Below are 23,735 nucleotides of genomic sequence, written 5' to 3'. Positions count from 1 at the left end.
TCAGAGACGGGATTCTTCGAGCCATCGTCAGCAGGCCGTTCAGGCAACGGGCCTGGGCGCCCTGGTCGACGCCCATTTGCCAACCAGTTCGAGTAGCGCCTTCGGGCGAAACGGTTTCGCCAGATAAGCGTCGAAGCCCGCCTGCAGGCACCGGTCGGCGTCGCCGACTCTGGCATTGGCGGTCAGGGCGATGACCGGAATCTGCCGTTGCTCCTCGAGCGGGTAACGCCCGCCACCGCCCGCACGGATCAGCGCCAGAGCTTCGAAGCCATCCATCTCGGGCATCTGGCAGTCCATCAGTACGAGATCGAAATGTTCATCGACCATCTTTTCGAGTGCCTCTCGCCCGTTCTCCGCGATGACCACAGTATGCCCGGCACTCTCCAGAGTGGCGCTCGCGACGAGGCTGTTCACCGCGTTGTCTTCGACCAGCAGGATGTGCGCCGGTCGGGTGGGTAGCATGGCAGCTTCGTTGGTGGCCGTTTCCGCGACACCGTTCGGCGACGGCGCAAGCGGCAGCGTCAGCGCAAAGCTGAACGTTGACCCCTTGCCAGGTTCGCTGGCAGCCGCTATCGACCCTCCCATCAGTTCGAGCAGATGGCGCGTGATCGAAAGTCCGAGACCGGTACCGCCGAAGCGGCGCGTCATCGCCGTATTGCCCTGGGTGAAGGGCCGGAAGAGTCTACGCAAGGTATCTTCGTCGATGCCGATGCCGGTATCGGCAACCACGCATTCGATCGCCACCCGGTCGCCTTCCACCCGCCTCGTGAGCGACACATCGACACGACCGGCCGGAGTGAACTTGATCGCATTGCCAACCAGATTGGTAACGATCTGGCGGAAACGGTAAGCGTCGCCGACGACCAGAAGCTGGCCCAGGCGATCTGCCTTCCAGTCGAGTCGGACGGCCTTTTCCAGCGCCTGAGTGGCCAGCAGTTCGCAGGTCTCGGCGACGACGACGGCGGCATCGAACGGCGCCTCCTCGAGCACCAGACGCCCGGCTTCGATGCGGGAAAAGTCGAGGATGTCGTTGAGAATGTGAAGCAAGGACTCGCCGGAGTTGAGGACGGTCACGGCGAGGTGGCGCTGTTCGGCGTCCAGCGGGGTGTTGAGCAGAAGTTCCGTGACACCCAGAATGCCGTTCATCGGGGTGCGGATTTCGTGGCTCATGTTGGCGAGAAATTCCGACTTCGCTCGGTTGGCGGCGTCGGCCGACTCCTTGGCCAATCGCAGCTCGATTTCGCTCGCGCGGCGCTCGACGATCTGACTGCACTCCTGCATCACGTACCAGAGGATGTCGTTCAGGTTCGCGTTCAGGGTCAGGCGCTGATCGTGGAAGAAGGCCATCAGGGCCGTCAGGCGGCCGCCGCCGATCAGGGGAATGATGGCGGCGGTAGGATAACGGGATTCCGGATCGAAAGCCGAGCGCAGCCGCGCCGGCATCCGCGACTCTGCCGTGTCGTCCAGCCAGAGCGGTACGCGACTTCCGTCGCAGAGCGCTTCCGCGTCCGCCGCGGGAAAGTTCGTCGCCGCCAGCGTCGACGAACTGGCCCCCCGCTGCACGCGAAACTCGCCCATTTCACCCGCACTGGCAGGTAAAGCGAGGCCGGCCGCTGGCCAGGCAATGTGCGTACGTACCCTTTCCATGATGTCGAACAAGGCGGATTCCGCGGCGGCGTTGCGATTGGCTGTCTGCGCGCAAAAGACCATCAAGGATTGCGTCGCCCCTTGCTCCTCCAGTCGGCGCGCGTAGGCGGTAGCCGCCTCGCGTACTCCTTCGAAGGAGTTCTTGAGATCGGCGACCTCGTTGACCGAGCGCAACACGTGAACCTTGCCGGCAAACCGCGCGGCCAGTTCGGCGGCTTCGTTGCGCAGGTCGCGCAAGGGTCGAACCGCGTAATGCAGCAGCACACCGCTGACCAGTATGCCGAGTGCTGCGATCCCGGCAAACAATTGCACCGAATGCGCCCGGATTTCGGCCGCCAATTCGGCTGCCTTGCCATGGTCGACTTCGACAATGAGGACGAAGGTTTCTCCCGCCAGACGCATCGGCAAGTACACACGCGTGTGATTGTGCGCCGGATCGCTCACCGTTTGCGGAACAAACTGCTGGATTGCTTGGCGAATGATTTCCGGGCGAAAAACCTCGCTTCGCCGCTTGGGACTCGACGCCGCCCCGACCGCCTCGACGGTAGTGAAAAACACTTCGGCGGCGACCTGATCGGCAAACCGCGAAGCATAGTAGTCGTCGAAGCGAGTGCCGACGACGACCGCACCGGCGATGCCGGCCGAGTCAACGATGGGTGTCGCGACACGGACGATGAATCCGCTGGGGGCCTGAACGAAGTAGGTGCCCGAGACCCCGCGCAAGGCGCGCGCGGCGCCCGGGGACTCCTTGGCGTAAGCCAGCGCGTCGTCGGCCGCGGTTTGGAAGCGCAATTCGCCGGACCGAGCATAGATCTCGATCTGGTCGGCGACCGTGCCGCCCAGCTTGCGGTCGAGGCGATCGCGCATCTCCTTGCCTGCGGCCGCACTGCCGGCGATCCCAGCGATCTCTCCGTCGGCCGCCAGAAGCGTGGCGACCGCTTCGAGGCGCTTGATTTCGGCCTCGAAAACCACGCGAGCGGTATGCGCGGCAACCTCGGCATGGGCGTTTTCCTGGCTGTTCGCATAGCGTACGAGGCCATCGGTCTGGATCCGGTAGCTCACCGCAAAGGCCGCCGCGGTAACGACGACGACCAGGGTGACCGCGTAAACCGCGACTGGCCAGCGCCGCCACCAGGCCGGGTTGTGGGACGGTACGGCCGCCGGACCGGGCAGACGTGACGAGGGTCGAAAAGCGCTCACACCTATGCTTCTCCGATCGATAGGGAATTGGGGCGCCGCCGTTAGGGCCAAGGCAGTCGATGGGCAAGGCATTGTAGCGGCATTTCGCCGCCCATCGGCCGCCGGGCATCGGCCATTCCCCACTCGCCAAGCGCGATGGACAGTCGCTCAGATCGCCCCGGCCCGCCGCAGGCTGTCGATCGCCGCCGCGTCCCAGCCGAGTTCGCCGAGAATGGCGTCGGTGTGCTGGCCGAGTGCCGGGACGGCATCCATGCGCGGCGCAAAGGCGTCGACCTGGCCCGGCGGCAGCAGCGCCGGAATCGGGCCGGCCGGCGTCGCCACTTCGGTCCACCGCCCGCGCGCGCGCAGTTGCGGGTGTTCCCAGACTTCGTGCATGTCGTTCAGGCGCGCATTGGCGATGCGGGCGGCGTCGAGCCGGGCGATCAACTGCTCGGACCCGATCTGCGCAAAGCAGGCGACGATCAGCGCCTCGAGTTCCTGACGATTCGCCGTGCGCCGCGAACTCGACGCGAAGCGCGCGTCGTCGGCCAGTTCCGGCTTTTCGAGTACCGCTCGGCAGAACACCTCCCACTCGCGCTCGTTCTGCAGGCCCAGCATCACGGTCTTGCCGTCGCGAGCGGTAAACGGGCCGTAGGGGGTGATCGTCGCATGCGCGGCGCCAGCTCGCGGCGGCGGCGACGCGCCATCGAACGCGTAGTACAGCGGATAGCCCATCCACTCGACCATGCTTTCGAGCATCGATACCTCGACGTGGGCGCCGCGCCCGCTACGGCCGCGCTGCAGCAGCGCGGCCAGGATGTTGCTGTAGGCGTACATGCCGGCCGCGATGTCGGCGATCGAACAGCCGGCCTTGGCTGGCGCGTCGGGCAAGCCGGTGACCGACAGGAAACCCGACTCGCTCTGGATCAGCAGGTCGTAAGCCTTCTTGTCGCGATACGGCCCGCTCGTCCCGTAACCCGAGATGTCGCAGACGATGAGGCGCGGACGCTGCTCGCTCAGCGCCTCGTACGACAGGCCGAGGCGCACCGCGGCGCCGGGTGCGAGGTTCTGCACCAGCACGTCGGCCCGCTCGAGAAGACTGGCCAGAATGCCGGCTGCCGCAGGATGCTTGACGTCGAGCGTCAGGCTCTCTTTCGAGCGGTTGGTCCACACGAAGTGCGACGCCAGACCGCGCACGCGCTCGTCGTAGGCGCGCGCGAAGTCGCCGCTGCCGGGTCGCTCGACCTTGATGACGCGGGCGCCGAGGTCGGCCAGTTGGCGAGTGCAAAACGGCGCCGCGATGGCGTGCTCGAGAGCGACGACGGTAATGCCTTCGAGTGGGCGCATGTCGGTTTCCTCGCGGTGTCAGAAGGCGCGCGGCAGGCCGAGCAGGTGTTCGGCAACGTAAGAGAAGATCAGGTTGGTCGAAATCGGCGCCACCTGGTACAGACGCGTCTCGCGAAACTTGCGCTCGACGTCGTACTCGTTGGCGAAGCCAAAGCCGCCGTGCGTCTGCAGGCAGACGTTGGCCGCCTGCCACGAAGCCTTGGCGGCAAGGTACTTGGCCATATTGGCTTCGGCGCCGCAGGGTCGCGCCGCGTCGAACAGGGCACACGCCTTATAGCGCATCAGGTTGGCCGCCTCGACTTCGATCAAGGCCTCGGCGATCGGAAACTGCACCCCCTGGTTCTGGCCGATCGGCCGGTCGAAGACGATGCGCTGCCTGGCGTAGCGAGCCGCACGTTCGACGAACCAGTAGCCGTCGCCGACGCACTCGGCGGCGATCAGTGTCCGCTCGGCGTTGAGTCCGTCCAGCAGGTAGCGGAAGCCCTGCCCTTCCTCGCCGATCAGGTTGTCGGCCGGAATCTCGAGATCGTCGAAGAACAGTTCGTTGGTTTCGTGATTGACCATGTTGGCGATCGGCCGCACGCTGAGGCCACGGCCAATGGCCTCGCGCAGGTCGACGATGAAGACCGACAGGCCTGCCGATCGCTTCGTCACTTCGGCGAGTGGCGTCGTGCGCGCCAGCAAGATCATCAGGTCCGAATGCTGGACGCGCGAGATCCAGACCTTCTGGCCGGTCACCAAGTAACGGTCGCCGTGTCTGACGGCGGTCGTTCTGATCCGCGTCGTATCGCTGCCGGTCGTCGGTTCGGTCACCGCCATCGACTGGATGCGCAACTTGCCGGCGGCGATTGGCGGCAGGTAGCGCTCTTTCTGCGCTCGGCTGCCGTTGCGCAGAAGCGTCCCCATGTTGTACATCTGGCCGTGCACGGCGGCGGAATTGCCGCCGCTGCGGTTGATCTCCTCCAGGATGACGCTGGCCGCCGTCAGTCCGAGACCGGAACCGCCGTACTCTTCGGGAATCATCGCCGACAGCCAGCCGGCGCCAATCAGCGCGTCGACGAATTCCTCGGGATAGGAACGCTCCGCGTCGATGCGGCGGAAGTACTCGTCGGGAAACTGGCGGCACAGGTGGCGCACGGCGTCGCGGATTGCCTGGTGTTCGTCGGTGGAGTCGAGCATGGTGGTCTTCTTCTCTTCGCAGGCAGTCGGCCCTCGGCGGCGACAGGGTCGTCGGATCCGCTCGCGATGCGCGCCGGAGGAGGAAGATTAACAAGGCGGCGATGTTTTGCAAATCGACAAATTACCGGACTCCCGCAGCTCGCGTCGTTCCGGTGAGCGGCCGCGCTGTGGCATACTGCCGGCCTTTCTCCTGCCGCCGCGGCGACGCCGCACGCCGGCGCCAGACTAGCCCCCAAGCTCCATGAATCCAGAAACTCGACTCCCCGAAAGCGCCCAACGAGTGGCCGATCTCCTGCAACGAATCGGCCACGGCCAGCCGGTCGTCCTGCTGCCGGCCAGTGGCCGGACTTCCGCCGAGGCGGCGGCCGGCCTCGGCTGCAGCATCGCCGAGATCGCCAAGTCGATCGTCTTCCGCCGGCTTTCAGACGACAGCGCGGTGATGGTCGTCGCCAGTGGCGCGAACCGCGTCGACGAACACAAAGTCGCCGCACGTGTCGGTCCGCTCGGCAAGGCCGACGCGACCTTCGTGCGCGAGCACACGGGCTACGCCATCGGCGGCGTCTGCCCGATCGGGCACGTCAGGGAAACGCTCGTCCTGGTCGATGCCGACCTCCTTCGCTTCACCAGCCTCTGGGCCGCGGCCGGCCATCCTCATGCCGTTTTCGCGCTGTCGCCCGAGGAACTGCTGGCGATGACCGGAGCCCAGGTGGTCGACGTCGCCCGGCGCGACGCCGACGATGCGCCTCCCGTCTGACGCATGGCAAACCCGATCAGCGCCTTGACCACAGCCTCGCCCGAACCACTCGACAACCGGCCACCGGCGATCGGTGCGTCGCCCCGGCGTCAACTCGCGCTGCAGTTGGCAGCGGCCCTGGCCGTGCTGTCGCTGGCCTGGCCCTACTACGGCATGCGCAACGAGGAATTGCCTTGGCCGGGAACCGCACTCGCCATCGGTGGCGTCGCTCTTCTGCTGGCCAGTTTCACACGCCAGCCCTGGTGGTGGCGCCTGATCCACCTGTTCTTCGCGCCGCTGGCCTGGGGCGTTGCCGGTCTGGCCATCGACCCCGGCTGGTTCCTGCTGCTTTTCATCGCACTGCTGCTCGTCTATCGCGGCGCACTGACCGGCCAGGTTCCACTCTACCTTTCCAACCGCCCGACCGCGCTTGCCCTCGCCGAACTCACCGCCGAACGACCCGCGTTGCGCTTTCTCGACCTCGGAGCTGGGATCGGCAGTGTCCTGCGCCCGCTCGCCGGGAAGCGGCCGGACGCCAGCTTCACCGGTGTCGAAAACGCGCCGGCCACTTGGCTCATCGGTCGCCTGCTCACCGCCGGCCTGGCCAATTGCGACTGGCGCTGGGGCGATTTCTGGCGAACCGATCTGGCCAGCTTCGATGTCGTCTATGCCTTCCTCTCGCCGGCACCGATGGCGGCCCTTTGGGAGAAGGTCCAGCGCGAAATGCGACCGGGCAGTCTGTTCGTGAGCAACAGCTTCCCCGTCCCTGGTGTCGAAGCCAGTCGCGAGATAGAGCTCGCGGACGCGCGCCAGACCCGGCTCTATTGTTACCGCGTCTGAGCGGGCGCCGGCCTGGCAGAGGGCGGAGCTTGCCGGGCGGAAGCCGGCGCGGCGGTCGACGCTATACTGCTTCACCATGTTTTGCGTCTTCAATCGAGTTTTCAACCCGGCCGCGGGGCGAGCAGCCGCCGGGCTGGCCATCGTCGTGGCTTCCCTCGCCTGGGCGAGCATCGCGGCGGCCGTATCGGTGCGCACGCCGCACGTCGCGGCGGAACTGCTCGCCGAGCGTACGGCGCTGGTTCCCGGCCAGACATTGACGCTCGGCCTGCGGCTACGCCTGGCGACCGGTTGGCACGTGTACTGGCTAAACCCTGGCGATTCCGGCGTGCCGACGACGATCGCCTGGGAACTGCCGGCGGGAATCACGGCCGGACCGATCCAGTGGCCGGCGCCGCAAGCGCTACCCGCCGGCCCACTGGTCAACCACGGTTACGAGGGAGAGGTCCTGCACCTCGTCGATCTCGCCGTGGCACCGTCACTCGCGCCAGTCGGCAAACGAAACCTGCGGGCACGGGTCGATTGGCTCGTGTGCAAGGAAGCCTGCCTCCCCGAAACGGTCAACCTCGAGCTGACACTACCGATTGCCGCCACGGCGGCGGCCGACCCCGACGGCGCGGCCGCGATTGCTGCGGCACGCCGCGCGCTGCCGCGCCGGCTGAGCGGATGGCAGACAAGCGCCACCGCCCAGGGAGCATCGATTACCCTGACGCTGACGCCGCCGGTCGGCGCTCCTGACCCCGGTACGCTGCACTTCTTTCCTTTCGCCGAACGGCAGATCGAGCCGTCGGCACCGCAGACGCTGACGCGCGCCGGCGGCGCCTACTCGCTGGTTTTGCCCGTGGCCAGCGATCTCGCCGCTCCGCTGGTGCGGCTCAGCGGCGTGCTCACGGCGAGCGGCACGCTAGGTGGCGAGCAGCGCGCCGCCGAACTCGACCTGCCGCTGGCCGGCCGCGTCGTCGCTGGCGCGAAACCCGATCTGGTGAGCGAGCCGGCAACGCGGGAGCGCGCCGGCAGGCCAGGCAGCGCTTCGCCACCGCCCGCCGAGGGCGCGCTGACGATCTGGCTGGCCCTACTGGCGGCGCTCGGCGGCGGTGCGCTACTCAATCTCATGCCCTGCGTCTTTCCGGTACTGTCGATCAAGGTGTTGGGGCTCGCGACGCACGACGACCGCCTGACCACTCGGCGCTGGGAGGCTTTCGCCTACGCAGGTGGCGTGCTGCTGACTTTTGTCGCCCTCGGTCTGGCGCTGTTTGCGCTGCGTGCCGCCGGCGACCAACTGGGCTGGGGTTTCCAACTCCAATCGCCGGTCGTCGTGACGGCGCTCGCTTTACTCTTCTTCGTTCTGGCGCTGAATCTTTCTGGCGTTTTCGAGTTTGGCCAGTTCGTGCCGGCCCGTCTGGCCGGACCGAGTACGCGCCGGCGCGGCCTCGACGCGTTTTTCGGGGGCGTCCTGGCAGTCATCGTCGCGTCGCCGTGCACGGTGCCCTTCATGGGCGCGGCGCTCGGTTTCGCACTCGCCGCTTCGGCCTGGGTGACCTTGCTGGTCTTCGCCGCGCTCGGTGCCGGCATGGCGCTGCCTTATGTCCTGCTCGTCTGCTGGCCCGGCTGGCGGCGATTCGTGCCGCGCTCTGGCCCATGGCTGGAGCACCTCAGGCAATTGCTCGCTTATCCCTTGTACGCGACGGTGATCTGGCTGGTCTGGGTGCTCGGGGCGCAGACTGACAACGACAGCGTCTTGCGGCTGCTTCTGGCGCTGCTCGGCGTCGGTTTCGCGCTGTGGGCCTGGCGCGTCTGGTACAACGGCGCCTCGCGGCTGTGGGCGGCGACCGTGGTCGGCGCCGCGCTGGCCGCCGCCGCCGTCGCCTGGCCTCTGCTGACGGCCGGCAGCGACGAGCCGAGGCCAGCGCCTGTGCGCGCCGACACGGCCGCGCTGGGCGGCGAGGCGAACGGCGAATGGCAACCGTACACACCGATACGCCTCGCCGGGCTGATAGGAGCCGGGCGGACGGTCTTCGTTGATTTCACCGCCGCCTGGTGCGTCACTTGCCAAGTGAACAAACGCTTGGTGCTGAACGACGCCGAGGTCAGCAGCGCCTTCACGCAGTCGCATGTGGCCCGGCTGCGCGCCGACTGGACGCGCCGCGACCCGGCCATCACGCAGGCACTGACCGCGCTCGGGCGCAGCGGTGTGCCGGTGTACGTACTTTACCGTCCGGGCCGGGAACCCTTGCTGCTGCCCGAGGTCTTGCAGCGACAGACGGTGCTGGCCGCGCTGGCCGCACCGTAGCGACAGCGCTCAGGGATCGATCGACCATTTAGCGGAGAAAACGATGACCACTCGTACGGCGGCAATCGGCGCGGCTGTTGCACTATTCGGCGGCGTCGCGTCAGCGCAGGCTCCCGGAGCACCGGCGCCGGCTTTCACGATCAACGACACAGCAGGCAGGCCGGTCGCTTTGGCGGACCACAAAGGCAAGTACGTCGTACTCGAATGGACCAATCCGGAGTGTCCCTTCGTGCAGAAGCACTACGTCAGCAAGAATATGCAGACGCTGCAGAAGGAGTGGAGCGAGCGCAATGTCGTCTGGTTGTCGATCAACTCGACCAACGCCAATCACCCCGAGTTCAAGACCGGCGCCGAGATGGCGAACTGGATGCGCACCCAGGGAAGCGCTCAGCGAGCGACCTTGATCGACGCCACCAGCGCCACGGGCCGCGCCTACGCGGCGAAGACGACGCCCCAGATGGTCGTCATAGACCCGGCGGGAACAGTGATCTACAACGGCGCCATCGACGACAAGCGGTCTACGAATCCGGCCGACGTCAAGGGCGCCAGCAATTACGTGCGCGTTGCGCTGAACGAAGCGCTGGCCGGCAAACCGGTGAGCATCGCGTCGACTTCACCCTACGGTTGCAGCGTCAAGTACTGAAGCAGAGCGGCCAATCGACGCGCTTGTTCCATCCCAACGACCGGCGTTCGACACCGGGAGAGCATCGCGAAGACGGGAGTGTGGCATAAGTCCTCGCCACACCGGCTGGCACCCGGCAAGATTGGCGGCATGTCGAGACAGATTCCACCGGCCACCCCGGAAATCAATCGCCTGCGGGCCGCCGCCGCACTGATCCCGCTGATCGAGTCTGGGCTGATCTCCTCGAAGATCTCCGTCGAACGGGCAGCGCTCATGGCTTCTTTCTGCGAATGGAGCGTGCAACGGCCACCCACGGATCCGGAAGCGGTCAGACTCGCGGCCACCGTGGTCACCGGCATGCAGCGCATCAGAAACGTTCTGGCGTCGGTCGCGTGACTGTCGCCACCCCGGCGACGCCCGCTCAGCTGGCAGTCAGACCACGACCACCGCCTGCGGCGCGCCGATCGCCCACCGGGCAGTCGAAACACGTCGAACGTGCTTCGGTACAACTCGATACACGCGCTTACACGGTTTCTGACATCGGCTGAAGGCTGGCTGCGTTGTCTAGCCAATGTGCCGCCGTACGGCCGCGCAGTATCGGCAATAAGGCTGCGAGCCAGGGCAGTTCCCGTGTCGACAGAGGCGCGGATGGCCATCCGGTCGCTCTGGCCGATGCCGCCTTCCGGCCGCTGTGGAGTCGCTCCGGGCTAGCGGACAGTGCTCAGACAACTCCGAAGCAGGCGAACTCGACACCCTGGCATTCGATTCCGGGCGGCTGACTTCGGCGCCGCTCGCAAAGCAGCATTTTCGGCGAACGATGACCGGCAGCACGGGCAGGCCGAAGCGTTCGGAATGGGCTCCCGACAACCAAGGAGTTTCGATGCAAGACCACAAACGACATACGGCTGACGTTAACAGCCAGATCAAGGCATTCATGTCGGGCGCGTGTGCTGGCGATGTCGACGCCATCCGGACTCAGGTGGCGGCGGGATTTGACCTCAACGGCACGAACCAATTCGGCGATACGATTCTCGAGTACGCGATCAGCGCACTGGAATTCTACCCGGGCGCACCGAAGTACAAGGTCATCGAAGAGATGCTGCGGCTGGGCGCCGATCCGAATGCTCCGAGTCAGGATGGCTCGAGCCCGCTGTTCGCCGCCGTGCTGAACTTGGACAGCAAGATGTTGCGCCTCTTGCTGGACGCTGGAGCCAACCCGAACGTCTTGCGGACCGGAACCGACGGCACCGTCGAATCGCTCTACGATTGGGCTTGTTCGGCCTACTGGGAGGAAGCCTGGAGCATGTACCCGGCCGGGGAAATGAACTTCCCAGAGCGGGAGGACGAAGACGCCTGGCTTCGGCACCTCGCCCGCCTCGCGCTCAAGTACGACAAGCCACGCCCGGACCATCTGCAGGTGTTGCGAGAGCGCGGAGCCCTTTCCACGTTAGAGCTGTGCTCGGTAAATCGAACGGACCCGAGAGCGAAAAGCGCCACGATCGCGGCTCCCCAACGGAGCTCACGCGGTGGTAGCCAACTGACTTAAATTCGATTTCGCTGGAATTCTGGCGATTCTCTTTCTATACTGCACGGAAAACAAGAAAAGAATCCGATTGTTGCCGGAGGAGACTTGCCATGGATATTTATCTTTCGGCCTTGTTACCGGAGGCTTTGCTGGTCGATCTGCCCGAAATCGACGCCCAGCACGAAGAAATCTTCAGCCGGATCGAGGCGCTCAAGGCTGCGTGTTTCGGGAGCAGCTACGTTCCCATAGACGAGTTCGACTCGCTCCTCGAACTCTTCGACCAACATTTCGCCACTGAAGAGCGAATCGCCGACGAGGCCAGACTCGAGTTCTCCAACCACGCCCGCGTTCATCAGGACACGCTGCGCCTCCTGCACCGGGCACTGGGCGAGGTAATCAACGGTACGCACGATGCGCATTCCTTCCTGCGCTACGCGGAGTATTGGTTTGAACGCCATATCAGCGAGGAAGACCGCCTCTTTGTCACCACGCTGAAGTCGAGCAAGTACTCTCGTCCCCTCGACCGCCGCACCGCTGTCGATCCCTCCTGTCCGGCTCGCGCCTGAGCCGACTCTGCGCCTGGCGCACCGCCTATCTGCCGATTCGCCGGGCGGTGCTCAAGCTACGAGTTGTGCGATGTACTGCTGTTGCACCAACTCGCTGAACGCGTTCGGCCGCCTTGCTTTCACGGCTGCGATGGCCTTGCTGCTCGGCCAGCCACGTTCGATCAGGAGTTGGGCGGCCATCAGCCCCGTCCGGCCTGAGCCGCCTTTGCAGTGAATGGCAATCTTGCCGCCCTCATCGAGCAGTCGATGCACGACTGAGCGTTGCGCCTGCCACGCCAGGACGAACTCTCGCCCGGGAGCCTGCGCGTCCTCGATCGGGAAATGGAACCATTGGAGATTTCGTCTGGAACACATTTCAGCAATGTCTTCCACGGCATTGATGGTCAATTCGACCGCCGGCATCAAAGTGACGAGTGCCGCCGCTCCTGCGGCCTTCAACTGATCGAGCACGACCCCCGGCGCAACGCCGCTGGTCCCCGGGCACGGCGTGAGGATCAGGCCAGCGCCTTCGTCATTCAGCGGCAGAAAATCATAGGGATGAGTATTCATGGATATCCACTGGCGGTGAGCCTCGATCTTGTCGAGTGAACGGGCGGGCAGGCGGCAGCCATCGCACCAGGATGCGGGCCAGCGAAGGCCATGGCTGGCGCGCGGACCATCGGTGAACGCGGTGTATCGCCTGCTCCTGCCGATCTATGTATTGGCCGCGCCTTGTACGGCCTAAGGTTTGAACAACGCACGACGCCGAGGGTTGGAGTTTGCCGCGGCAACAGACTATACTGAATAAATAGTCGGCGAATCGAACTGCCGCAAACCATGCACCTTGACCACCTACCGTTCGTTCAGGATTTCGATGCGGCCGAAGCGACTGGACAGCGTCGCTGTCCACGTACTGAAAACTCTGGCACTCGGCATGCTCTGCGCCATCATGTCTCCCTTGCACGCGGCAGACCCTGACTACTTGGCCGCGCGCAAGCGGATGGTGGAGGAGCAGTTGCGCACCAGTTGGCGCGGGATCACTCACCCCGGAGTGCTCCGGGCAATGGCAACAGTCCCGCGGCACGAGTTTGTTCCGGCAGCCCTCCGCAATCTCGCGCACGAGGATAGGCCACTGCCGATCGGCTACGCACAGACAATCTCCCAACCTTACATCGTCGCGTTCATGACCGAAAAACTGGATCCGAAACCGGACGACCGCATCCTGGAAATCGGTACCGGCTCCGGCTATCAAGCGGCGATTCTTTCGGGTTTGGTAAGTGAGGTTTACAGCATCGAAATCGTCGAGCCACTGGCTCGACGGGCCGAGGCGGACCTTGCCCGACTCGGCTACCACAACGTCAAGGTACGCCACGGGGACGGCTACCAAGGCTGGCCGGAGGCCGCTCCTTTCGACGCGATCATCGTCACCTGCGCGCCCGATCATGTGCCGCAACGGCTTGTCGAGCAACTCAGGGACGACGGCCGGATGATCATCCCGGTCGGAGACCTTGATGCTCAGCACCTATTCCTGCTCAGAAAGCGGGGTACGAAACTGGAGCGCGAAAGCGTATTGCCGGTCCGCTTTGTGCCGATGACCGGCGTCGGCGGAAAACCCGCGCCATGATCCCTCTTCACGTCAACCTTGCTACCTGTCGCGCTCGGGCCGGCAACTGAGCAATCCACGGGTCCCCGACAAAGATTCATATGCCCTGGCCCTCGTGATCGCGTGCTCTATGCGACAAGCCGGGCAAGAGTCGTGTCGCGCGCCCCGCGCCCACTACGCTACCTGGCACCCCACGCACAGAATGCCAGGCGGCGTAGGTGTCAGCTATCAGGCACCGCGTTCGCGGAGCCATTTGCCGACAGTCGGCGCAAGAACCTTTTGCGCCAAGCCACCGGTGTAGATACCGATGTGCCCGGTAGCAATCGCAAACTCGGTGTAGTCCTTGCTGCCGACATGTTTGCCAAGAGCAACGGTGCAAGGCGGCGGTACGATGTGATCCTTTTCGGCAAAAATGTTGAGGATCGGCATCTTGAGTTCCTTGAGGTCAACCTTCCGACCCCCTACCTCGAGCGTCCCCTTGACCAGCTTGTTCCCTTTCAGGAAGTCGCGAATGAACTCCTTGAACATCTGACCAACGGCATCTGGACCACCGAACAACCACTTCTCCATGCGCAGGAAGTTCTGCAAGGCGGCTCGATCATCAAGAATATCGATCACGTCGGCGTACTTTCCGTAATTCAGAATGAACGGCGAAGCCATCATGAACGACTCGTTGAGCACCGTCGCTGGAACATTGCCGTGCACCGCGACCATTTTCTCGACGTCGGCATCGGCCCCCATGGTGAACATCAAACCTTCGTGCGGCTTGTGGTTCGCACGATAGGCATCGAAATCAATCGGCGACACAGTGAGAACGAGGTGGCTAATCTTGTCTGGATTGAGCGTCGCGTAGGTAGTCGACATGGCGCCTCCCTGACAAATGCCGAACAGGGCAATCTTGTCAACACCGTGCTGCTTACGAATGAAATCGACTGTCTCGTCAAAGTAACCGTTGATGTAATCGTCCATGTTCCGGTACTTGTCCACCTGACGCGGGTAACCCCAGTCGTTCAGGTAAACGTCGATGCCCTCGTTCAGCAGATTCCGGACCACTGACCGATCCGGTTGCAGATCGGCCACTTCGTAGCCATTGATTAGCGGCGGCACGATGAGTAGCGGCGTCTTCATGATCTTCGACGGCTCGACCACCGCGTGATAATGGTAAACCTTGATGCCGTCCTGCTCGAACACGATGTCCTTCGGCGTACTGCCGATATCGATGTCGTCGTCGGTCAGGTTGGTGAGATTGCTGATGCCTTTGGCAAGCTTCTCGTTTAGGGCAGCGGTTTCAGCCGCAAGGTCAGCGGGAAGAATCTGGATTGGAAAAGAAAACATGCGTAGCACCCTCCTAAAGGTCTATTAGCTTATCAGCCGGATCAACAGTTTCAGGCTTCTCGGCTCATTCGCTCTTGGCACGCACCGGCGCGGCCTTACGAGGTGCAGCGCTAGGCTTCGCCGGAGCCGCTTCTACCGAGTGCATCTGCTTCCGGAGAGCACGGACCTCTTTCTTTAATTCGTGGATGACCATATAGGTCTCGTCCAATTCGCTGCGCGTCGGCATATCCAAGCCACGGAAAATGTCCTCTACGACGGCACGTTGTGCGAGCTTGAATTGCTGTTGAGCTCTGGTGAATGCGTTCTGCTTGTCGAGGAAGTCCTGCGTATTGAAGGTCACCAGCAACGACTTGTCGGCTGTACGATACCAGAGGCTCATCAGCTGACGCACAGCCGTAATCTTTTCACCCTTGGCAGCCACCTTGCCGAGTTCTTCAACGGTCGCTTCGACGGCTTTCGCCAGAGCATCGGAGAATGCCGTATGAAACGCCAGGCTGTTCTTGCGCAGATCGACCACCGAGTCGACCAAGCGTAGCAACTTGGCGTTCTTTTCACGCGACGCACCAAAAAGCGGAATCTGGCCGACGCCTGCCAGCGCACTCGTATCCCCTTCCATCGACAGCAACCGATTGAGCCCGGCGGTACCACCAAGCATGGCCTCGCCGACATGACCCGACGAAGCGGCCTGCATCAGGAACGTCAGCCAAGGCCCCATGGCTTCGGGCAATTCCTTGCTCAGCGTCCCGCTCAGACTACCAAGGTGAGGAGCCATGCCAAAACTGCGCTCGAGCATGGCGGTCGATTCCTTCGCCCACTGCTCAGCGAAACCCTTAAGGTCGGGACGCCAGTCCTTGCTGGCCTCAAGCTTTGGCGCAACGATCTTCATCGACTTGAAAAAGAAGTCCATGACGCGGTTCATTGCCGCCTGGCTACCGTTCATGCGGTCCATCAGCATGCGCGCCGCTTCGTTGGCGCCCTGGCTGGCCGCTTCAACGCTCTTCTTGACTGTCTCGACAGGACCGTCATTGCCGCCCGGGAGATTCTGCAGTAGCGCGGACCAGTCGCTCCACATGCGCTTCTGCATATCAGCCCAAGCGTTGACGACGCCGCCCAGTTGCTCGTTCGGATTTTGGTTTTCCACTCCTGTAATCTCCTTTCGTGTGTCGGACACGCCTACCGCTGCAGTAGGCGGAGCCCATCAGTAGACTGGGGGCACGACGTACCCTCCTACTACGGCGGTCGTCGGATGACGTCCGCGATCAATGCAGCTACAGTGGCCGTCTGCTAGCCGGCCAGAGCCACCACCGCATCTGCCTTGTGCTTCGCCTCACCGTGCTCGTTGGCGCAAGTCAACTCCAGGCGCACACATTTCTCCCCGTCGCGCTCCAGTTTTTCCACGACTTTGCCGGTGCAAACAAGCCGCTCGCCGACCTGGGTAATCGCCGTGAAGCGTACCCCGAAGCTGCGAATGGCTTCCTGAGGCACCCATTGCGTCAGTTGGCGCCCAAGGTAGGCCATGCCCAGCATGCCATGCGCGAAGACGTCTTTGATGCCTTTCGACCGGACATAGTCTTGGTCGAGATGCAGAGGATGGTGGTCGCCTGAACCCGTGGCATACAGAGCAAGCGTCAGCCGGGATACCGGCTCGGTAGTCAGCGAAGGGATTTCGTCGCCCACGGAGAGCGACTCGAAACTCGGTGTTGTCATGGACTTTTCCCCTACTCCCGAATAACCATCACGCTGTGCACGTCGCACACCAGTTCGCCTTGCCGGCGCACTTTGACATCTTTGACGACGAACTGCAGTGCACCGTTCTTCTTGTCGTAGATGTCGGTGATTTCGCCGTCGAATTCCAGCGTATCACCGGAATAAACCGGCTTGTGATAGACGAACGACTGCTCCCCGTGCAGCATTTTCCCGAGGTCACAACCCATCGTTTCGAGATAGTCGAAAGGCCGCTCCTTGTCCATATCCATACAAAAGAAAAAGGTCGGCGGTGCCATGACACCCGGTAAGCCGGCCCGATGGGCTGCTGCCTCGTCAAAGTATATCGGGTTCGTCTCGCCCGTCGCCTTCGCAAACCATTTCAATTGCCACGCCGTCAGGGTGACCGAGTGTGGCGGCACCTTCATGCCGATGTGCTTCTTGTCAATCAACATCAAACTCACTCCTCACCCACCCCGAAGGACGGGGTGGGAACGCTGGTTAGCGATTCGCTCAGAGAACTTCGATGGCAATCGCGGTAGCTTCGCCACCACCGGCGCAAAGGCCAGCGATCCCTCGCTTGAGACCACGCGCTTTGAGTGCGTAAAGCAACGTCACCAGAATGCGCGAACCAGTAGCACCAATCGGATGGCCTAGCGCGCAGGCACCGCCGTTGACGTTGACCTTGTCCGCCGGCAAGTCGAGGTCACGCATCGACGCCATCGTCACGGCGGCAAATGCCTCGTTGATTTCCCAGAGATCGACGTCCGTGGCTTGCCAGCCGAGTTTCTTGAGAAGCTTCTGGAAGGCAAACACGGGGGCCGTGGTAAACCAAGCCGGATCATGGGCAAATGTGGCGTGGCCGGCAATCCTGGCCAAAGGTGTTATTCCTGCGCTCTTGGCATCGGACTCGCGCATCAGGACAAAGGCGGCAGCGCCGTCGGAAATCGACGACGAGTTGGCCGGCGTCACGGCACCGTCTTTCTTGAAAGCCGGCTTCAACTTGGTAATTTTCGAGACATCGCACTTCATCGGTGTCTCATCCAGTGCAATAACTTCCTCGCCCTTGCGGGTGCTGATCGTCACCGGCGCGATTTCGTCACCGAACACTCCACTGCCAACGGCACGCTGCGCCCGGGTCACCGATTCGACCGCGAAGGCATCCATCTCTTCGCGGGAAAAACGGTACTTGTCGACGCAAAGTTCGGCGAAGGCGCCCATCAGCTTACCCGGCTCGTACGCATCCTCGAGGCCATCGAGGAACATGTGATCGTACAGCGCGCCGTGACCCAAACGGTAACCGGTGCGAGCAGCTGTCAGCACATGCGGAGCATTGGTCATCGACTCCATGCCACCGGCTACGGCGATATTGACCGAACCCGAAAGCAGTTCGTCGTGCGCAATCATCACCGTCTTTTGGGCCGAACTGCACATCTTGGTCAGTGTGGTACACGGAACCGATTTGGGCAAACCGGCTCCCAACACGGCCTGGCGCGCCGGCGCCTGGCGAACACCCGCCATCAGGCAGCAACCCATCAGGGCTTCATCGATATCTTCACCCTTGACGCCGGACTGCTCGACGGCCGCCTTGATCGCGACGGCACCGAGTTGTGGCGCCGTCAGACCGGCAAACTGACCCTGAAAGGCACCTACCGGCGTACGCTTGGCACCGACGATAACTACGGATTCACTCATATACGACACTCCTTTGGATTACAACGACTATTGCCAGTTTGAAGGTGGGCTGTCTGCCGTCGATCACTTCGGCGCCATCCGGATCGAACCATCGAGACGAATGACTTCGCCGTTCAGATAGCCGTTTTCGCAGATGTGCTGGACGAGAGCCGCATACTCGGCCGGCCTACCAAGGCGCGACGGAAACGGCACCATCTTGCCCAGGGAGTCCTGAGCCGCTTGCGGCAATCCCTTGAGCATCGGCGTCTCGAAGATGCCCGGGGCGATGGTGACGACGCGGATTCCGTGCGCCGCCAACTCACGGGCGACCGGTAGCGTCAGGCCGATAACGCCAGCCTTGGACGAGGCGTAGGCAGCTTGGCCGATCTGGCCGTCGTAACCGGCGACCGACGCCGTATTGACAATCACGCCGCGCTCACCGCCCTCATTCGGCTCGTTCTTGCTCATCGCCTCGGCAGCCAGACGGATCATGTTGAAAGTGCCGATGAGATTAATGCTGACGACGCGCGCGAAGGTGGCCAAGTCATGCGGGCCGTCACGGCCGAGCACCTTCTTTGGAGGGGCAACACCGGCGCAGTTCACCAGCCCGTGCAGTGCGCCGAACTCTTTAACCGCCGTTTCGATCGCCGCCCTTGCGCTCGACTCATCGGTCACATCGGTCTTGGCAAAGCGCGCGCTGGAACCCAGTTGAGACGCTTGAGCCTCGCCAGCGCCCGCGTCCACATCCACGATGACGACTTTCCCGCCGGCCGCCACGATGGTGTTCGCCGTCGCCGCACCCAGACCGGATCCTGCTCCCGTTACCACAAATACACTGCCATTGATTTGCATTTCTACCCCCAAAAAAATATCGCGACATCACGCGATGCCGCGCTACCGGCCAGTGCCGACGCGATCATGAGGAATCCGCATCGTCACGGCAAAACCCGATCCCGTGGCTGACCGGAGGATCGTTTTGGCAAGGCAGCTACCCGCCTCGGGATAGGCTGCCCCTAAGGAACGATCAGGCGAGCCCCACCAGCAAGCTCTGCCGCGCCTAACGCAGACCATCCCAGCGGAAAGAGGCGGCGAGCTACCCCGCCATTGTCGAATGCCGAGTGCTGTCGAGTCAAGCACAAGAGCGGCCTCCGCGAGCGCCAGGGAGGCCGCTACAGGACCCGTCCGGCCCCAGGCCATGACGCCTCCCTGCCATTCCCATTGCTCGACCCCACCAACTGTTGACCTGGATCAGGCGGTCGCCGACCGTATGGCGTAGCATCAGCCGCACACGGGCGCATCAGCGCTCTTGGCCGCACACCGCTGCGGCGCACTAACGGAGAACTCCCATGGTCAGAAGCTCTGAAGATTCCTCAGCGACAACCGCTACGACGGTCGCCAGTTCAACAGCCGCTGCGCCGAAGCGGCGCACCCGAGCCCGTGCGGCCCGCCAGCCAGCAACCATCGACGCCCCTCCGGCAGTTCCCTTGCCGCAGGCCGTCGAGCCACCGCCGGCAGACTCGCGGGAAGCCGGGCCGACGGCGCCACCCCAGCCGCGCGTGGACTACACCCGCCGGCTTAGCGACCGTCATCTGCTCGACTCCGATGCTCTGGAGAACATAGACCGGATGACCAACATCGCGCTGGGTCAACTGAGCGGTGGCGTTTCGCCGGCGTCGTTGGCGATGGCCTATCTCGACTGGATGGTGCACCTGTCGGCTTCACCCGGCAAACAGTTTCAACTGGGAGCGAAGGCGGCGCGCAAGGCATTGCGCCTCGGCTCCTACGCGCTGACTTCGGCGGTAACCGGAAATGCCGAACCGTGCATCAAGCCGCTGCCAGGCGACCATCGCTTCGACCATCCGGGATGGCAGAGCTTTCCTTACAACGTGATCTACCAGGGCTTCCTGCTCAATCAGCAATGGTGGCACAACGCCACCACAGGCGTGCGCGGTGTTTCCAAACACAGCGAGGCGGCGGTCTGGTTCACGGCGAAGCAGATTCTCGACATGATGGCGCCGGGCAACGTGCCGACGATGAACCCTGAAATCGTCGAAGCGACGGTCAAGGAACGCGGCGCCAATCTCGTACGCGGGGCCGAGCACTACACAGAAGATCTGCGTCGCGCCTTGCGTGACGAAAAACCCGCGGGCGTCGAGGCGTTCAAGGTCGGAAAGAACCTCGCCATCACCCCCGGCAAAGTGGTGTACCGCAATCACCTGATCGAGTTGATCCAGTATTCGCCGACCACCGACACCGTTCAACGCGAACCGGTCCTGATGCAATCCGCCTGGATGATGAAGTACTACATCCTCGACCTGTCGCCGCACAACTCGCTGGTCAAGTATCTGGTCGATCGCGGTCATACCGTATTCATGATCTCGTGGCTCAACCCGGGAGCGGAGCACCGCAATCTGGGCATGGAAGATTATCGCAAGTCGGGAACGCTGGCAGCGATCAATGCCATTTCGGACATTCTGCCAGGACGCAAGATTCATACCGTCGGTTACTGCCTGGGCGGAATCCTGCTGACCATCGCGGCGGCTGCCATGGCTCGCGACGGTGACGACCGTCTGGCCAGCATCACCTTGTTCACGACGATGACCGACTTCACGGAAGTTGGCGAAATCAACGTTTTCATGGACGCCAGTGAAGTCACCCTGCTCGAGGACATGATGTGGGAGAAGGGTTATCTCGGTCACAAGCAGGTGTCCGGCGGCTTCCAGTTGCTCAAGTCGGCGGACCTCATCTGGTCGAAGATGGTGCGCGAGTACTACCTCGGACATCGCGAACCGATGTTCGATCTGATGGCCTGGAACGCCGACGGCACGCGCATGCCCTACCGCCAGCATTCCGAAGTGCTGCGCCGCCTCTACGTCGACAACCAGCTGTTCCAGGGCAAGTACATGGTCGGCGGGCGGGCCATTTCGATCAGCAACATCCACTGTCCGATGTTTGCCGTCGCTGCGGTTGCCGACCACGTTGCCCCATGGCGCTCGGTCTACAAGCTCCACCTGCAGAGCGATTCGACCGAATTGACTTTTGTCCTGACTAGCGGCGGGCACAATGTAGGCATCGTCAATGAACCCGGCCGTGCACACCGGTCGTTCCAGCTAAGTGTCTGCCGTGAAGGCGAGCGCTTTCTCGACGCCGATACCTGGAAGGAGCAAACGCCGAAGTACGAGGGCTCCTGGTGGCCAGTTTGGCAGGAATGGCTGGTTAAGCATTCCTCGGGAAGCGAAGCGGCACCGCCGATGGGCGCCGTCGACAAGGGCTACGTCGCGCTGTGCGATGCCCCGGGGACTTACGTCTTCCAGCAGTAGCGCCGGACTACTCCGCCGCGTAAGCCTCGCGCATCTCACGCTTGAGGGTCTTGCCGGCGGCGTTGCGCGGAAAGTCATCCAGAATCCGCACGGCGTGCACCCGCTGATAGCGGGCACCGACGCGCTCGTTGATCCAGTCCCGCAGTTCCTCCGCGCCGACCGACGCACTGGCGTGGAGGAGCACTGCGGCAACCGGCGTCTCACCCCATTTCTCGTCCGCGACGCCGAAAACGGCAACCTCCCTGACCGCCGGATGACGCGCCGCCACCTCCTCGATGTCCTTCGGGTAGATCTTGACGCCACCACTGTCGATCATGTCCTTCTTGCGGTCCACCAAATAGAGGTAGCCCTCGCTGTCCACGTAACCCAGGTCCCCGGTGAACAACCAGCCGTCGCGGATGGCCTGCGCGGTGAGGTCCGCTTGGCCGTAATAGCCCAACATCAGCGACGGGCCACGACCGACGATCTCGCCGATCTCACCGGGGGGAGCATCGCTGCCATCGTCGCGAACGATGCGCATCTCGAAGAAGCAAGGAGGCGCACCGACGGACCCGGCCTTGCGCAGCGACTGCGTCTTGTCGAGAATCGTCCAGAATCCCTCGGTAAGTCCGTAGAGTTCATAGAAACGGTGAGGCAAGAGACGATTGAGCTGGTCTTTGCGCTCCTGGTGAAGCGGCGCCCCGAGAGAAAGGATCATCTCCAGCGAAGCGAGCTTCTGCGGCGAGAAGTTGGGAGCGTTGAGAATGGCGATGATCTGCGCCGGCACCAACATGGTATGCGTGACGCGCTCACGGGCAATGATTTCGATCGCTTCCTCGGCATCGAACTGGCGCTGCAGAATGTAGCGCGCGCCGAGGTAGAAGCAGGGCATCAGAGTGACGAAAGCGCCATTGAAAACGATTGCACCGGTGTGCAGGACCACCGACTCGGGAGTCATCCGCCACGCCGAGGCGAACAGCGTGCAGTATATCGAGCGTACGAAATGACTATGCATGATCCCTTTCGGCAAACCGGTCGTACCGCTGGTGTACATGATGTTGAACAAATCGTCCTGGTTCACACTGACGCCATCCAGTCGCCCGTCGGGGCAGGTTTCGAGAAGCGCCGCGTAGTCTGCATACTCAGCCGTCTGCCCGTCGACCATCAACACGCGATCCGCCGGCAAGCCCGGCAACTCGCCGCGCACCTGATCGACCAGCGCGGCCATCGAACGCTGCGTAAACAAACACACGGCACCCGAGTCACGCAGCAGACTGGCAAGGCCATTCGCCATCAAGAGCGGGCTGAGCGGCACCAGCACGGCGCCTATCGCAGGCACCGCCCAATAAACTTCGAGCAGTTCCCGACAATTCGCCAGAACGGTCGCCACTCGGTCTCCCTGGCACACGCCGAGCGAGCGCAGCAGGCGGACACATCGGCTGACTCGCGTTTCGAACTCACGCCACGTCAGGCGCTCGCGCTCGAAAACGACAGCGATTTCATCCGGTCGATACGCCGAGTGATGCGTGATCAGGTTTGTCAGTTGCAGCATTTCGTCTCCGGTCCAAGAATACCCGACGCAGCCAGCGAGCCGCCCGTGCCGCACCACGGCATCGAGTAAGCCAAACTACCCGCCGACGCCGCTATCGCAGCGCAACAAGCCGCCAGTATACCGCTCCTGGCAGCACTGCGGCGCAAGCCTCTTGCAAAGCGATCCCGAGCCCCCGCCGGCGCCCGCGCCAACCCCTCGGAAGACTTACGAGCCAAGCAATTGCCAACGCTTCAGACGATCGGACGAATAATCCCCACTGGAACCGCCAAGCGGAGTGAACAAATACCGCACGGAGGAGTAGAATGCATTGTGCGGTGCAGAAAGGCGCGCGTGCAGGATGGCGGCCCGACTCACCCCCGAGTTTGCCAGGACCAGCAGGAGAAGCGCAATGGATACGACTTCTTCAAGCAGCGGCTGTAGGCGTCGGACCGATAACCGAAGACCAGTACCGTCGTCAGATCTGGCGACCATTGGTGCGCTCGCGGACCGTAGAGCGTGGCGGCAGGCGACACGGCCTGCTTGGTCGACAGCCCGAGCGCGCTGCGCTGCACAGGTAAGACAATCGGTGGCGTGCTTGGCCGTCGGCGTTGGCCACTTGGGAGTCGCTGTCCGGGATGGGCTCGCGAAGTCGGGCGTGTCGCCAGGCCATGGTAATCGTGGGTCG

The 23,735-nt window shown here is 63.2% G+C and carries 20 protein-coding genes; 9 read left to right on the top strand and 11 right to left on the bottom strand.

Annotation, left to right across the window (positions count from 1 at the left end; genetic code table 11):
- Window positions 1-39 precede the first annotated feature (39 nt).
- The 3 genes from Q1M07_RS06730 to Q1M07_RS06720 all read right to left on the bottom strand — a co-directional run bounded on the left by Q1M07_RS06730 (window position 40) and on the right by Q1M07_RS06720 (window position 5,352).
- Window positions 40-2,847, bottom strand: coding sequence for an ATP-binding protein (locus Q1M07_RS06730; RefSeq protein WP_300452319.1), 2,808 nt, complete (start codon window positions 2,845-2,847; stop codon window positions 40-42).
- 147 nt (window positions 2,848-2,994) lie between these two features.
- Entirely contained in the window at window positions 2,995-4,173 is a 1,179-nt protein-coding gene (locus Q1M07_RS06725) for a CaiB/BaiF CoA-transferase family protein (RefSeq protein ID WP_300452318.1), read from the bottom strand.
- An 18-nt stretch (window positions 4,174-4,191) separates the two neighbouring features.
- The gene (locus Q1M07_RS06720; protein WP_300452316.1) at window positions 4,192-5,352 is read right to left on the bottom strand and encodes an acyl-CoA dehydrogenase family protein; all 1,161 of its coding nucleotides are present in this window, start codon (window positions 5,350-5,352) and stop codon (window positions 4,192-4,194) included.
- Window positions 5,353-5,593: 241 nt separating this feature from the next.
- Between Q1M07_RS06720 and Q1M07_RS06715 the strand changes: the two genes are divergently transcribed.
- From Q1M07_RS06715 to Q1M07_RS06685, 7 genes are all read left to right on the top strand, one after another.
- A complete protein-coding gene (locus tag Q1M07_RS06715; RefSeq protein ID WP_300452314.1) occupies window positions 5,594-6,106 on the top strand; it encodes a YbaK/EbsC family protein in 513 nt (170 codons plus the stop codon).
- Window positions 6,107-6,130: 24 nt separating this feature from the next.
- Window positions 6,131-6,925 (top strand): class I SAM-dependent methyltransferase, encoded by a 795-nt coding sequence (locus Q1M07_RS06710; protein ID WP_300452312.1) that lies wholly within the window; start codon window positions 6,131-6,133, stop codon window positions 6,923-6,925.
- A 145-nt stretch (window positions 6,926-7,070) separates the two neighbouring features.
- Window positions 7,071-9,212 (top strand): protein-disulfide reductase DsbD, encoded by a 2,142-nt coding sequence (locus Q1M07_RS06705; RefSeq protein WP_300452310.1) that lies wholly within the window; start codon window positions 7,071-7,073, stop codon window positions 9,210-9,212.
- Between the two features lie 43 nt (window positions 9,213-9,255).
- Window positions 9,256-9,855: a redoxin domain-containing protein gene (locus Q1M07_RS06700; RefSeq protein ID WP_300452308.1), complete on the top strand. Its 600-nt coding sequence runs from the start codon at window positions 9,256-9,258 to the stop codon at window positions 9,853-9,855.
- 78 nt (window positions 9,856-9,933) lie between these two features.
- Window positions 9,934-10,230, top strand: a complete 297-nt coding sequence (locus tag Q1M07_RS06695; protein WP_300452306.1) for a hypothetical protein — start codon at window positions 9,934-9,936, stop codon at window positions 10,228-10,230.
- Window positions 10,231-10,651: 421 nt separating this feature from the next.
- Window positions 10,652-11,380 (top strand): ankyrin repeat domain-containing protein, encoded by a 729-nt coding sequence (locus Q1M07_RS06690; protein ID WP_300452304.1) that lies wholly within the window; start codon window positions 10,652-10,654, stop codon window positions 11,378-11,380.
- Between the two features lie 89 nt (window positions 11,381-11,469).
- Complete coding sequence (locus Q1M07_RS06685) at window positions 11,470-11,925, top strand: hemerythrin family protein (RefSeq protein ID WP_300452302.1); 456 nt, start codon at window positions 11,470-11,472, stop codon at window positions 11,923-11,925.
- A gap of 51 nt (window positions 11,926-11,976) precedes the next feature.
- Here the strand turns inward: Q1M07_RS06685 and Q1M07_RS06680 are convergent, their stop codons facing one another.
- Window positions 11,977-12,474 carry a dual specificity protein phosphatase family protein gene (locus Q1M07_RS06680; RefSeq protein ID WP_300452300.1) on the bottom strand — a complete coding sequence of 166 codons (498 nt, stop codon included), beginning with the start codon at window positions 12,472-12,474 and terminating at the stop codon, window positions 11,977-11,979.
- Between the two features lie 412 nt (window positions 12,475-12,886).
- Here Q1M07_RS06680 and Q1M07_RS06675 point away from each other — a divergent pair, with 412 nt between their 5' ends.
- Window positions 12,887-13,528 (top strand): protein-L-isoaspartate(D-aspartate) O-methyltransferase, encoded by a 642-nt coding sequence (locus Q1M07_RS06675; RefSeq protein ID WP_300452298.1) that lies wholly within the window; start codon window positions 12,887-12,889, stop codon window positions 13,526-13,528.
- A gap of 207 nt (window positions 13,529-13,735) precedes the next feature.
- On the opposite strand, the gene phaC is transcribed toward Q1M07_RS06675, so the two are convergent.
- From phaC to Q1M07_RS06645, 6 genes are all read right to left on the bottom strand, one after another.
- Complete coding sequence (phaC, locus tag Q1M07_RS06670) at window positions 13,736-14,842, bottom strand: class III poly(R)-hydroxyalkanoic acid synthase subunit PhaC (protein ID WP_300452296.1); 1,107 nt, start codon at window positions 14,840-14,842, stop codon at window positions 13,736-13,738.
- A gap of 64 nt (window positions 14,843-14,906) precedes the next feature.
- Complete coding sequence (locus Q1M07_RS06665) at window positions 14,907-15,983, bottom strand: poly(R)-hydroxyalkanoic acid synthase subunit PhaE (protein ID WP_300452293.1); 1,077 nt, start codon at window positions 15,981-15,983, stop codon at window positions 14,907-14,909.
- Between the two features lie 143 nt (window positions 15,984-16,126).
- The gene (locus Q1M07_RS06660; protein WP_300452291.1) at window positions 16,127-16,549 is read right to left on the bottom strand and encodes a MaoC/PaaZ C-terminal domain-containing protein; all 423 of its coding nucleotides are present in this window, start codon (window positions 16,547-16,549) and stop codon (window positions 16,127-16,129) included.
- Between the two features lie 11 nt (window positions 16,550-16,560).
- Window positions 16,561-17,001 carry a MaoC family dehydratase N-terminal domain-containing protein gene (locus Q1M07_RS06655; RefSeq protein WP_300452289.1) on the bottom strand — a complete coding sequence of 147 codons (441 nt, stop codon included), beginning with the start codon at window positions 16,999-17,001 and terminating at the stop codon, window positions 16,561-16,563.
- A gap of 58 nt (window positions 17,002-17,059) precedes the next feature.
- On the bottom strand, window positions 17,060-18,241 hold the full coding sequence (locus Q1M07_RS06650) for an acetyl-CoA C-acyltransferase (RefSeq protein ID WP_300452287.1): 1,182 nt from the start codon (window positions 18,239-18,241) through the stop codon (window positions 17,060-17,062).
- A gap of 63 nt (window positions 18,242-18,304) precedes the next feature.
- Entirely contained in the window at window positions 18,305-19,072 is a 768-nt protein-coding gene (locus Q1M07_RS06645; protein ID WP_300452285.1) for a 3-hydroxyacyl-CoA dehydrogenase, read from the bottom strand.
- A 704-nt stretch (window positions 19,073-19,776) separates the two neighbouring features.
- Between Q1M07_RS06645 and Q1M07_RS06640 the strand changes: the two genes are divergently transcribed.
- Window positions 19,777-21,540: an alpha/beta fold hydrolase gene (locus tag Q1M07_RS06640; RefSeq protein ID WP_300452283.1), complete on the top strand. Its 1,764-nt coding sequence runs from the start codon at window positions 19,777-19,779 to the stop codon at window positions 21,538-21,540.
- A gap of 7 nt (window positions 21,541-21,547) precedes the next feature.
- On the opposite strand, the gene Q1M07_RS06635 is transcribed toward Q1M07_RS06640, so the two are convergent.
- Window positions 21,548-23,071 (bottom strand): class I adenylate-forming enzyme family protein, encoded by a 1,524-nt coding sequence (locus Q1M07_RS06635; RefSeq protein WP_300452281.1) that lies wholly within the window; start codon window positions 23,069-23,071, stop codon window positions 21,548-21,550.
- Window positions 23,072-23,735: the final 664 nt, after the last annotated feature.

It is taken from the genome of Accumulibacter sp., from assembly GCF_029255285.1.
Lineage (GTDB): Bacteria > Pseudomonadota > Gammaproteobacteria > Burkholderiales > Rhodocyclaceae > Accumulibacter.
This window is presented reverse-complemented; position numbering and strand designations above follow the sequence as displayed.

Coding starts and splice junctions, on each gene's coding strand:
- Q1M07_RS06635 (WP_300452281.1), bottom strand. CDS start 23,071: ATGCTGCAACTGACAAACCTGATCACGCATCACTCGGCGTATCGACCG.
- Q1M07_RS06725 (WP_300452318.1), bottom strand. CDS start 4,173: ATGCGCCCACTCGAAGGCATTACCGTCGTCGCTCTCGAGCACGCCATC.
- phaC (WP_300452296.1), bottom strand. CDS start 14,842: ATGTTTTCTTTTCCAATCCAGATTCTTCCCGCTGACCTTGCGGCTGAA.
- Q1M07_RS06685 (WP_300452302.1), top strand. CDS start 11,470: ATGGATATTTATCTTTCGGCCTTGTTACCGGAGGCTTTGCTGGTCGAT.
- Q1M07_RS06700 (WP_300452308.1), top strand. CDS start 9,256: ATGACCACTCGTACGGCGGCAATCGGCGCGGCTGTTGCACTATTCGGC.
- Q1M07_RS06715 (WP_300452314.1), top strand. CDS start 5,594: ATGAATCCAGAAACTCGACTCCCCGAAAGCGCCCAACGAGTGGCCGAT.
- Q1M07_RS06655 (WP_300452289.1), bottom strand. CDS start 17,001: ATGTTGATTGACAAGAAGCACATCGGCATGAAGGTGCCGCCACACTCG.
- Q1M07_RS06645 (WP_300452285.1), bottom strand. CDS start 19,072: ATGCAAATCAATGGCAGTGTATTTGTGGTAACGGGAGCAGGATCCGGT.
- Q1M07_RS06720 (WP_300452316.1), bottom strand. CDS start 5,352: ATGCTCGACTCCACCGACGAACACCAGGCAATCCGCGACGCCGTGCGC.
- Q1M07_RS06680 (WP_300452300.1), bottom strand. CDS start 12,474: ATGAATACTCATCCCTATGATTTTCTGCCGCTGAATGACGAAGGCGCT.
- Q1M07_RS06650 (WP_300452287.1), bottom strand. CDS start 18,241: ATGAGTGAATCCGTAGTTATCGTCGGTGCCAAGCGTACGCCGGTAGGT.
- Q1M07_RS06690 (WP_300452304.1), top strand. CDS start 10,652: ATGACCGGCAGCACGGGCAGGCCGAAGCGTTCGGAATGGGCTCCCGAC.
- Q1M07_RS06660 (WP_300452291.1), bottom strand. CDS start 16,549: ATGACAACACCGAGTTTCGAGTCGCTCTCCGTGGGCGACGAAATCCCT.